This window comes from Cupriavidus sp. 21MJTG02-4 (assembly GCF_057798975.1).
The window spans coordinates 1-10828 of the sequence record NZ_JBYOJP010000009.1 but is presented as its reverse complement, the minus strand read 5'-3'; the positions used below and the strand labels follow the sequence as shown (position 1 = coordinate 10828).

At 65.5% G+C, this 10828-nt stretch carries 10 protein-coding genes and 1 rRNA gene; 6 read left to right on the top strand and 5 right to left on the bottom strand.

Annotated features, from left to right (window positions below):
• Window positions 1-81 precede the first annotated feature (81 nt).
• The 3 genes from AC3FKH_RS18615 (at window position 82) to AC3FKH_RS18605 (ending at window position 2819) form a co-directional block, all read left to right on the top strand.
• Window positions 82-1053: an NAD(P)H-dependent flavin oxidoreductase gene (locus AC3FKH_RS18615; protein ID WP_488677310.1), complete on the top strand. Its 972-nt coding sequence runs from the start codon at window positions 82-84 to the stop codon at window positions 1051-1053.
• A 4-nt stretch (window positions 1054-1057) separates the two neighbouring features.
• Window positions 1058-1525 carry a PaaI family thioesterase gene (locus tag AC3FKH_RS18610; protein WP_488677309.1) on the top strand — a complete coding sequence of 156 codons (468 nt, stop codon included), beginning with the start codon at window positions 1058-1060 and terminating at the stop codon, window positions 1523-1525.
• Window positions 1526-1640: 115 nt separating this feature from the next.
• Complete coding sequence (locus AC3FKH_RS18605; RefSeq protein WP_488677308.1) at window positions 1641-2819, top strand: acetyl-CoA C-acetyltransferase; 1179 nt, start codon at window positions 1641-1643, stop codon at window positions 2817-2819.
• A gap of 311 nt (window positions 2820-3130) precedes the next feature.
• Here AC3FKH_RS18605 and AC3FKH_RS18600 read toward each other — a convergent pair whose 3' ends face one another.
• The 3 genes from AC3FKH_RS18600 to AC3FKH_RS18590 form a co-directional block, all read right to left on the bottom strand.
• Window positions 3131-3805 carry a histidine phosphatase family protein gene (locus AC3FKH_RS18600; RefSeq protein WP_488677307.1) on the bottom strand — a complete coding sequence of 225 codons (675 nt, stop codon included), beginning with the start codon at window positions 3803-3805 and terminating at the stop codon, window positions 3131-3133.
• Between the two features lie 209 nt (window positions 3806-4014).
• Entirely contained in the window at window positions 4015-4701 is a 687-nt protein-coding gene (locus tag AC3FKH_RS18595) for a TetR/AcrR family transcriptional regulator (RefSeq protein WP_488677306.1), read from the bottom strand.
• A 140-nt stretch (window positions 4702-4841) separates the two neighbouring features.
• Window positions 4842-5732: a LysR family transcriptional regulator gene (locus AC3FKH_RS18590; protein WP_488677305.1), complete on the bottom strand. Its 891-nt coding sequence runs from the start codon at window positions 5730-5732 to the stop codon at window positions 4842-4844.
• Window positions 5733-5875: 143 nt separating this feature from the next.
• On the opposite strand from AC3FKH_RS18590, the gene AC3FKH_RS18585 reads away from it, so the two are divergent.
• Together AC3FKH_RS18585 and AC3FKH_RS18580 are read left to right on the top strand one after the other, a co-directional pair.
• Window positions 5876-6868 (top strand): flavin-nucleotide-binding protein, encoded by a 993-nt coding sequence (locus tag AC3FKH_RS18585; RefSeq protein WP_488677304.1) that lies wholly within the window; start codon window positions 5876-5878, stop codon window positions 6866-6868.
• A 150-nt stretch (window positions 6869-7018) separates the two neighbouring features.
• Complete coding sequence (locus AC3FKH_RS18580) at window positions 7019-8026, top strand: Bug family tripartite tricarboxylate transporter substrate binding protein (protein ID WP_488677303.1); 1008 nt, start codon at window positions 7019-7021, stop codon at window positions 8024-8026.
• 37 nt (window positions 8027-8063) lie between these two features.
• Here the strand turns inward: AC3FKH_RS18580 and AC3FKH_RS18575 are convergent, their stop codons facing one another.
• Window positions 8064-8516: a hypothetical protein gene (locus AC3FKH_RS18575; RefSeq protein ID WP_488677302.1), complete on the bottom strand. Its 453-nt coding sequence runs from the start codon at window positions 8514-8516 to the stop codon at window positions 8064-8066.
• A 119-nt stretch (window positions 8517-8635) separates the two neighbouring features.
• Window positions 8636-10228: a 3'-5' exonuclease family protein gene (locus AC3FKH_RS18570; RefSeq protein WP_488677301.1), complete on the bottom strand. Its 1593-nt coding sequence runs from the start codon at window positions 10226-10228 to the stop codon at window positions 8636-8638.
• Between the two features lie 486 nt (window positions 10229-10714).
• Between AC3FKH_RS18570 and AC3FKH_RS18565 the strand changes: the two genes are divergently transcribed.
• Window positions 10715-10828, top strand: a 16S ribosomal RNA gene (locus AC3FKH_RS18565); the annotation flags it as partial.

The window sequence follows — 10828 nt, the reverse complement described above, 5'->3', positions numbered from 1 at the left end:
GCGGTGTGAAATTTTTGTGGGGGGGGGGGTGGGGCTCCTGGCCATGGACCCCCCCCCCGCGGCTCCAAACCAAGGACAACCATGAAGACACGTATCACCGAAATGCTGGGCATCCGCTACCCGATCATCCAGGGCGGCATGCAGTGGGTGGGTTATGCCGAGATGGCCGCCGCCGTCTCCAATGCCGGCGGCCTGGGCATCCTGACCGCGCTGACGCAGCCGACACCCGAGGCGCTGGCCGAGGAAATCCGCCGCTGCCGCGACACGACCGATCGTCCCTTCGGTGTCAACCTCACGCTGCTGCCTTCGATCAACCCGCCGCCGTATGCGCGCTATCTCGATGTCATCATCGAAAGTGGCGTCAAGGTGCTGGAAACGGCCGGTAACAACCCGAAGGAACACATTGCGCGCGCCAAGGCCGCTGGCCTGAAGGTGATCCACAAGTGCGTGGCGATCCGCCATGCGCTGTCGGCCGAGCGCCTCGGTGTCGATGCGGTGTCGATCGACGGTTTCGAGTGCGCGGGCCATCCCGGCGAAGACGACGTGCCGGGCATGGTGCTGATTCCGCTGGCGGCGCGCCGGTTGCAGATTCCCGTGATCGCGTCGGGCGGCATCGCCGATGGCCGTGGCATGGCGGCGGCCCTGGTGCTGGGCGCCGAAGGCGTGAACATGGGCACGCGCTTCTGCGCCACGCGCGAAGCGCCCATCCACGACAACATCAAGCAAGCATTGGTTGCGGCCAGCGAGCGCGATACCAACCTGATCTTCCGCACCATGCATAACACCGCACGCGTGCTGAAGAACGCCGTGTCCGACGAGGTGGTCAGCATCGAACGCCGTCCGGGCGGCGCAGAGTTCGAAGAGGTGCGGCATCTGGTGACCGGCCAGCGTGGCAAGGCGGCGCTGGTGGCGGGCGAACCCGATGGCGGTATCGTCAGCGCGGGCCAGTGCGTGGGCCTGATCGACGATGTGCCGAGCTGCGAAGAGCTGGTTGCACGCATGGTGGCGGAGTGCCGCGAGCAACTTGGTGTCGCCTCGCGTTATTTCGGGTGAGGCCATGGCGGAAGGGGACATTGCCGCCATGGCAACCAATGGCAATGCGGCGGCGGGCGCCGCCGCGGAGACCGTGCCCGAGGGTTTCGTGGCGTTGCGCGAGCTGGACGGCTACATGGGCCACTTCGGCCAGTTGTATGCCGATCTGCCGCGCCGCACCCTGGCCGTGCGTGTCGGCAAGCATCATCTGAACAATCTCGGCATTCCGCACGGCGGCATGCTGGCCACGCTGGCCGATACCGCGATCGGCATGATGATGCAGATCGAGACCGAGCGAAAGAACGCCGCCGTCACGGTCAACCTGAGCCTGGATTATCTCGACGCGGCGCGCGTCGGGGACTGGCTCGAGGCGCGCGTGGAGTTCGACAAGCTCGGTTCGCGCCTGCGCTATGGCACATGCCGCGTGATGAGCGGGGAACGCTGCCTGCTGCGTGCCACTGCCATTTTTGCGGTGCTCGCGCCACGGACCTGAGCCTGGGCGCGCGGTTCGTCGCTTCCGACGACGCGCGCACCGGATCACGCCAACACAATACGAGCATCGAGGTTATACGGCTGGTCATTGTGCCGGCACCGTTCAAGGAGATCGCATGGCAGAGGCATATATCGTTGGCGCGGTACGTACCGCGGGTGGACGCAAGGGTGGCAGGCTCGCCGGCTGGCATCCGGCCGATCTGGCCGCGGAGGTGCTCAACGCGCTGCTCGACCGTACCGGTGCCGATCCCGCGCTGATCGAAGACGTCATCATGGGCTGCGTAAGCCAGGTCGGCGAGCAGGCCGGCAACGTGGCGCGCAACGCCATCCTGGCCTCGCGCCTGCCGGAAAGCGTGCCGGGCACCTCGGTCGACCGCCAGTGCGGCTCGTCGCAGCAGGCGCTGCACTTCGCCGCGCAGGCGGTGATGTCGGGCGCGATGGACATCGTCATTGCCGCCGGCGTGGAAAGCATGACGCGCGTGCCGATGGGCCTGTCGTCGCAGTTGCCGGCCAAGAACGGCTTCGGCGTGCCGAAGAGCCCGAACGTCGAGCAGCGCTACCCGGGCGTGCAGTTCAGCCAGTTCACGGGCGCGGAAATGATTGCGCGCAACTACGGCTTTTCGCGCGAGGACCTGGACCGTTACGCACTGCTGAGCCACCAGCGTGCTGCCGCCGCAACGCGCGCGGGCCGCTTCAATGCCGAAATCGTGCCGGTGGAAGTTCGCCTGGCCGATGGCACCCGCAACGGCGAGATGCATACCGCCGACGAAGGCATTCGCGCGGATTCCACGCTGGAATCGATCGGCAGCGTCAAGCTGATCGCCGAGGGCGGTCGTGTGACGGCGGCCACGGCGAGCCAGATCTGCGACGGCGCGGCAGGCCTGATGGTGGTCAATGAAGCCGGCCTGAAGAAGCTGGGCGTCAAGCCGCTGGCCCGCGTTCACCACATGACCGTGATCGGCCATGACCCGGTGATCATGCTGGAAGCGCCGCTGCCGGCTACGCAGCATGCGCTCAAGAAGGCCGGCATGAGCATCAATGACATCGACCTGTACGAAGTGAACGAGGCGTTCGCGCCGGTGCCGCTCGCGTGGCTCAAGGCTGTCGGTGCCGATCCGGAACGTCTGAACATCCATGGTGGCGCCATCGCCCTGGGCCATCCGCTGGGCGGCTCGGGCGCCAAGCTGATGACCACACTGATCCATTCGCTGCATTCGCATGGCAAGCGCTATGGCTTGCAGACCATGTGCGAAGGCGGCGGGCTGGCCAACGTCACCATCATCGAGCGCCTGTAAGCGCTGCGCCGGCAACCGGTATCCGCGCGGGTCGGCGGAGGGCAAGGGGTAAAGGGAGCAGGACCGGCGGCGCGGGCATGTCAAAGTGCCTGCGCCAGTCGCCGGAGCGGCAGTTGCCATGGCATATGGCATCGCCACTGTTCCGACTGGCGTCGTAACGACGCTGGCAGAAAAGAGTAAAGGGAGAAGGACCGGCGGCGCGGGCATGTCAAAGTGCCCGCGCCACTCGCCGGAACCAGGCTCCATTCCCAGCCCGGATGCTCCGGGACTTCATCCGGCAGGACCTGTTGACGGCGCTACGCGCCGCGATCTCAGGCGAACGTCTGCGCGCTGCGGCGGTCCGGCAATTCCAGATGCGGCACGCTGTTGAAGCTCAGCAAGCGGCGCGTGTCGCGGCCGACAATGATTTCGCAGAATGCGGTATTGCGGAACTGAAGGTTCAGTTCGATGGCCGTTTGCGCGGGCGCGCCCAGCAGGTCCGCGGCGGCCCGGCCAATGGCGCCGCCCGAGCTCACCACCAGGATGGCATCTTCACGCGAGGTGCCTTCGCATGCCTGCGTCAGCGCCCCATTGATGCGCGCACCGAACTCGGCCCAGGATTCCGGCATATCGGCCAGGGTGTCCTGAGTCCAGGCGTGATAGGCGGACCTGAACGTGCGCCAGTAGTCATGGTAGTCGCCGTTCTGGTGGGCGCGGTGGTCGGCGCCGCCGGTATAGGCGCGATACAGGGCCTCGCCGTCGTATTCGTTCAGGCCCGGATGCGATGCCATCGAGGATCCCGACACGCCCATCGCCGACAGGATTTCAGCGGCCGTGTCTTGCTGGCGGACCAGCGTGCCGGCCACGACGCGCTTGAGGCTGAGGCCCCGATCCCGGAAGTACTCGCCGAGCCAGCGCGCCTGCTGCCGGCCGGTTGCGGAAAGGCAGTCGTAGTTGGCCGCGCCGAACGAGGCCTGTCCGTGCCGGACGAGGAAGAGGGTTGCCATGGAGAATCTCGAGGTTCGATTTGCGGACGCTGCGCGAAAGTGCGGCGCACTCGCAGGACTGCTGGATGCGCTGACAGTCCAGCCTGTGTAGGCCGGATTCTAGGGGGCTTGCAGGCGCTGTCCAAGCAAGGCGCATGGAAATTCATAGCGGCTATCGCCGGCCTGCATTACCTGCGGCCGGGATCACGCGGGCACCTGCAATCAGGGAGTCAGGCCGGCGCGACTTCCACGCCCAGGTAGCCGATCAGCATGCGCGTCATCTCGACCGGCAGCCGTTCGTCATCCAGGTGGAATGGCCCGGAGTCGTTGAGTACCGCGTTGACGAGCATGCTGAATACGGCTTGCATGGCAAAGCGCACTCGCTGCTCGGCCTCGGCGGCCGGCAAGGGCAGGCGGGGCACGAGCAGCAATACCATACGCTCGACTACCGCGTCGCCGTTCTGGCGATGGGGCAGCCATTCCTCCGGGCGAGTCGACGCATGCCGCAGCGAAGCGCGGATGACGCCACGGTTGGCAATGACGCCGAGCACCAGGAATCGCATGGCCTTTTCAAGCAGCATGTGCGTCGGGACGTCTTCCCAGCGTTGCTGGCTCAGGTAGCGTTTGACTGACTCGGCCGTTTCTTCGATCACCAGGGCGCGCAGGGCCTCGAAGTAGGCCATCTTGTCGCGGAAGCGGCCGTAAAAGGCACCCACCGACACCTGGCATGCCGCCGCGATCTGGGCCACGGACACCGCTGCAAAGTCCCGCTGCGCGAGCAGGTCGCGTCCCGCGCCGAGCAGTGCCTGCTCGGTTTCGCGCGCGCGGCGCTGGCGCGGGGGCTGCAGGATCGAGGGGGTCTCCACGCGCGGAAAGGCGGAAGAGGGGAAGGTGCCTCCTGGTGTCATGTCTCGCATAGTTGTATTTAGATAATTCGAATTATGATTCGGTTTTGAACCATACGGGCAGGGTGGCCGGGACGTCAAGCTTCTTCTTGCATTTCGGCCTCGCGCGTCACTTGCTTTCCCTGCACCGACGCGCCGCCGCGCGCTCGTTTTCAGCGAAAGCGTGGCTCGAGATCCTCGCGCATCCAGGCCAGGAATGCGCGGGTGCGGGCCGGCAGCAGGCGCGCGTGCGGATAGATCAGCGAGAGCGGCCAGGCGGGCAGTTCAAAACGCTCGAGCACGATGCGCAATTGCCCTTGCCGGACCAGGTCGTCGACCTGGTAGGACAGGAAATGGCCAAGGCCCGCGCCAGCCGCGCACGCGGCCACCGCGGGCGCCGTCTGGTTGAATTCCAGATTGCCCGCGACCGGCACCTGGAATTCCTTGCCTTGCTCCTGGAAGGTCCACCAGTGTGCGCTGGAGCCGGTCACGCGAATGCACGCGACCTGGGCCAGTTCATCCGGATGTTGGGGCACGCCGTGGCGGCGCAGTACTGCGGGCGTGGCCACGACCACCCGGCGGATGTGGCCGACGGTCTGCGCGACCAGCGTGGAATCGGCCAGCGGACCGATGCGCACGCCGACATCGAGGTCCTCTTCCAGCAGGTTGACGACGCGGTCCGTGAATGACATCCGGCATTGCACCTTCGGGTAGCGCTGCGCAAAGCGTGTCACGGCGGGCGCCACATACATCTGGCCGAACAGCATCGGCGCTGTCAAATGGAGTTGACCGGCCGGCTCCACGTGGCGCTCGGTCAGTCCGGTTTCCACCTCGTCGATGGTGGCAAGGATGCGCCGGCAACTGTCGAGATAGCGCCGGCCCTCGTCGGTGAGCGACAGGCGGCGCGTGGTGCGGTTCAGGAGGCGTACCTGCAGCGCCGACTCCAGCGCGGCCAGCGTCCGCACTACCGCGGGCAGCGAGGAATCCAGCGACGCGGCGGCGGCGGTCAGGCTGCCGTCGTCGACGATGCGCACGAAAGTCTGCATGGCTCTCAGCTTGTCCATGACGGCACATTACTCCGATTATCGGAGTAGTCAAATACGGTTGTTCGTCTTTATTGCACGGCTGCAGGCTCGCACAATAACCCCGTCTACCCAGCCAAGGGCTCGCCGCCTGAGCGTGAGCATCGACGACCCAGGAGTCCATCATGGAACTGCCCCTACGCCCTGATCAATCACCTTTCCATGCCGGCGAGATTGCCGCCCAGGAGCGGACAGGCGTGCGCGAGCAGATGGCCTCTGCCGGGCGGCGCATGATCCGTGCCGAGATGCCAGAGCAGCACCGGACGTTCTTCAGCCAGCTGCCGTTCGTGGTTGCCGGCGCGATCGATGACGGTGGGCTGCCGTGGGCGACGCTGCTGATCGGGGAGCCTGGGTTTGCCTATTCGCCGGATCCGGGCCATCTGCGCATCGATGCCTTGCCCATGGCCGGGGATCCCCTCGCGCGAAGGCTGGAGGAAGGGGAAAGCATCGGATTGCTCGGCATCGAGCTGCCGACGCGGCGCCGCAATCGCATGAACGGCACGATTGTCGAGCGCGATGATCGTGGCCTGTCTGTGGCCGTCGAGCAGAGCTTCGGCAATTGCCCGCGCTATATCCAGTTGCGCGACCTCGGCCCCGCAAAGCATGCGCAGCCGTCGGCAGTTGCGTGGCAGGGCAGCGAACTGGACGCAGCGTCCATTGCGCTGTTGAGCTGTGCGGATACGCTGTTCATTGCCAGTCACTATCAGGCGAAGCCAGGCGAGGGTGACGGGGCCGCCAACGGCGAGGGCGTCGATGTGTCTCACCGCGGCGGCAGGCCTGGGTTTATTCGGGCGGACGACGCGCGCACGCTGACCTTTCCCGATTTCAACGGCAACAACCTTTTCAATACCATTGGCAACCTGCTGGTCAATCCGCGTGCCGGGATCCTCGTGCCGGACTTTGGCAGCGGTACCCTGCTGCATATCAGCGGCGACGCCGAAGTGATCTGGGATGGCGCAGAGTTACAGGGCCTTACCGGTGCGGAGCGGCTGGTGCGACTGCATGTAAGCGCCGTCGTGCTTCGCGAGCATGTGCTGCCATGGCGCTGGCAGCTTCGTGAGTACTCGCCCTGGCTGGCAAACACCGGAACCTGGAAGGAAGCGGCCGCCCTCGGATGACAATTGGCGTGCGGCAAGGTCCGGGTCCAGGGGATCCCTGTGAAAGGCCACATGAATGTCATAAAAACGTCACAATAGCGGCTGGCCATGGCCTGTGCCGGCTGCTGCCGCAAGGGATCGCGCCATGGCTCATACAAGGAGAAACAAGACATGAAGATGTCGAAGAACGAGCCGCAATCCCGTCCGAACCGCTTCCGGCGCGCGCTGCTGGCCTTGGCGGTGGCACCGCTCGCCATCGCCGCGGGGACCGCGCAAGCGGCGTGGCCCGAGAAGCCGATCCGGCTGGTGGTGGCGTTCCCGCCTGGCGGCCCGGTCGATACCCACGCGCGCCTGCTGGCGGAAAAGCTGCAGCCGCTGCTGGGCCAGTCGATCGTGCTCGACTACAAGGCTGGCGCCGCGGGCAATATCGGCTCCGACAACGTCGCCAAGTCGGCCCCTGACGGCTACACGCTGCTGCTGGCCAATACCGGGCAGATGGCCATCAACAATTCGCTGTATCCGAAGCTGCCGTACAGCATGCCGAAGGATTTCGCGCCGGTGGCGCGCACCGCCCTGATCCCGCTCGTGATGGTCGTGAACAACAACGTGCCGGCCCGCAACCTCAAGGAGTTCATCGCCTATGCCAAGGCCAACCCGGGCAAGCTGAATTTTGCGTCGGGCGGCAACGGCGGCATCTCCCACCTGATGCCCGAGTTGTTCAAGCAGGCCTCTGGCACGTTCATCGTGCACATCCCTTATAAGGGCAGCGCGCCGGCATTGACCGACGTGATGGGCGGCCAGGCCCAGATGATGGCCGATTCGATCCCGCTGTTCACGCAATACATCAAGGCGGGCAAGGTGCGCGCGCTCGGCGTGACGTCGAAGCAGCGATCGCCGGCGTTGCCCGATGTGCCGACTCTGGAGGAGGGCGGCCTGAAGGGATTCGAGGTGGTCGGCTTCTACGGAATGCTGGCGCCGGCGGGCACGCCAAAGGACATCGTGGCGCGCCTGTCGAACGCCTTGCACACGGTGCTGACCGACCCGGATACCAAGTCCAAGCTGGAGCAGCAGGGCGCTGAACCCGCCTGGCAGTCGCCGGAGGCTTTCACGGCCACCATCTTGGCCGAACAGAAGCGCTGGGGGCAGGCTGTGAAGGTGTCGGGCGCGAGGATCGACTGAGACGCTCAGTCGCCGAAAGCTGGGCGGGCGCCAGTTCTTATTGGCGAGTGCGGTGCTTCAGCGCGGCGCAGTTCCCGACGAGCGTGGTGACGCAGCAAGCGTCGCCCCGCCAGTCTCCCCACATGACGGCGTCGTCGGGCCCCGCCACCAGCCAGCGTTCACAGCGGCCAGGCCGGCGGGGGGTATCCACGCCAGCGTCGCGAGCCTCGGCAGTCTGTGGCTGGGCGGGCGGCTGCACAATGTCTTGCCAGACGTAAGCCGTACCGCCAGGCACCGCCTGCACGGTCTGCGGCGGCCCCCACTGTGCCTTGGCCTCATCGATCGGTACGCCCTTCCAGGAATCGAGCAGGCTGCGCATCGTGTCGCTTTCGATGCTGGCGCAAGCGCCAGCCAGGATCATGGCCAATGCGGCGGCGGCCGCAGGTGCAGTGCGAAGGATCGCGGCCCTGGGCGCGCGCTGGGCGAGAAGAAGGAAACTTGAGGCCGGCATGGGCGACTCCGCGGCTGCAATCAGGGCGCCAGGCCCCTCAGCAAAGGCTAGCGGAGCCGCTTCGGCCGGTGCAAGCGCGCTATGCGCGCTGGGGCACGGAGGCCCGGAACTTTGGCGCGTCAGTCGTCGAACAGGCCCGGCGTGGGCGCGTGCCGAGCCGATGGCTTTCGGGATGCCAGCTGGCGCAACGCTGTCGGGCGGGCATGATCGTCATGCGCGGGAGACTCGTAAAAGGTCAACTCGAAGCTGCGTGTAGACACTAGTTGCACGACATTGGGCGCCCACTGCGGCAGGCGCGAAGCCAGGATCTGGTAGGTATCGAGTTCGAAACGCGCTGGCGCGGCAAGCAGCGCCGCGGCGTCTTCCCGGCTTCGCGCCGAGCCGAGGTAGCACCAGTCCTCTACGACATGCCACCAGGTTTGCGCTCCCGAAACTTCAGGCCAGGCAACGGGGCCGCCGAAGGGCCAGGGTTTGAGCTCCGATCCAGCCATGGCCGTGGCGATTCTCGCGCGGTGACGGCGCGAGTCTTCTGCGCCGACGCAGGCGCCCTCACATCGGTGAATCTGGCGTGCGAAGCAGGGGCTGCCCGCGCGGGTCGTCTTCTCCAGCGAAAGCGTTGCCTGGCAGAGTTGGTGCTCGTCTGCCAGCCGGCGCAGCCAGCCGTGCGCTGCGCCACGGCTGGGGAATGCGCCGTACAGGTGGCCGCGCCGACTGAAATCCGTATCGATATCCGAGCGCAGGCGTGGCACGGGCAATTCAGGGAGGAGTTCCCACGTGTATAGCCGGGTGTTCCGGCGCAGCAACTGGTTGTGGACCGGCTGCATGGACTTTACCAGGCTCGCTTCGAGCAGCAGGGCGCCGATTTCGCCGCCGGTCTCGCGCCATTCCACGCGCCGAACGAGCCGGGCCAGGCGCATGTCGGTGGCGACGCGGTAATCCCCCGAGAAATGCGCGCCGATGCGTTGCCGCAGATGGACGCTCTTGCCTATATAGAGCGGCGCATCGTTGTCGCCATAGAACAGATAGACGCCCGCGGTATCGGGCACCTTATCCAGCGCCGTCTCTTCGAGGCCGGCGGGCAGGCTCGCGCGCCGGATCAGCGCTTGTGTGGCGGCTGCGACGAGTTCGACGGAATAAAGCGCATGGATCTTCTGCCAGAACTGCCAAAGCAGTTCGGCATCGGCGAGCGCCCGGTGGCGTGCGCGGGGTTCCAGGCCGAAGCGGGCGACGATGGCATCCAGCCCGTGTTTGGCCGCCGACGGGAACAGGGAGCGCGAGAGCCTGACCGTGCACAGGACATCGGCACGGAAAGTCAGTCCGGCGCGCCGGAACTCATTCTTCAGGAACCCGTAGTCGAAGCGCGCGTTGTGGGCGACGAAAAGGCGGCCTTGCAGGCGCTCGGCCAGTGTCTCGGCGATCGACGCGAAAGTGGGCTGGCCACGGACCATCTCGTCTGTGATGCCAGTCAGGCGCTGGATGAACGACGGAATGGCGGTTCCGGGGTTCAGCAATGTGTCCCATTCCAAAATCCCGTCGGGGCCTACTTCGACCACCCCGATTTCTGTGATCCGGTCGTGTTGGGTATCGGCGCCGGTGGTTTCCAGGTCCACGAAGACGATTGGGCGCGACAGTGCCGCCGCGAGGGACTGCGCATCGGCGTAGGTCGTTGCCGCGGGCGGTGGGTCTGTGAGAAGGGAAGATATGTCCTGCATGAACGGATTCTAAGGGCGTCGGCGACCGGCGTCTGGGTGTTCTCAAAAAACGCTTGCCAAGCGCCTAGTGCTGCCGTAATATTCGCCCCCTCGCAACACAGCGCGGCGCTGCAAAGCAGACGTAGCAAGGATTGCGGGGTTGATCGGGTGGTTCGGCGGTGCGCAGATGGCACGACGAACCGGAGCAAAAAAGATTGCTGACCTGGTTGACGAAACGAAGAAAGTGCTACATAATCTCGTTTCTCTGCTGCAGACAACGCAGCGCGCTGAACGGCAAAGCCGGCAGCGAAGTTCTTTAACAACCAAACAACCGATAAGTGTGGGCGCTGGGTAGCGGACGCACGAGGTCTTCGGACTTCGGAGCTTCACAAGTTATACAGTGCTCGCACAGCAAAACGTGACTGGATTTTCGGATCTGGTCAGTCAGTTTTCTGAGAGTGAGCGACCGCTCGAAAGAGCGAGGGTCTTCGGACCCACACAGAGATTGAACTGAAGAGTTTGATCCTGGCTCAGATTGAACGCTGGCGGCATGCCTTACACATGCAAGTCGAACGGCAGCACGGGCTTCGGCCTGGTGGCGAGTGGCGAACGGGTGAGTAA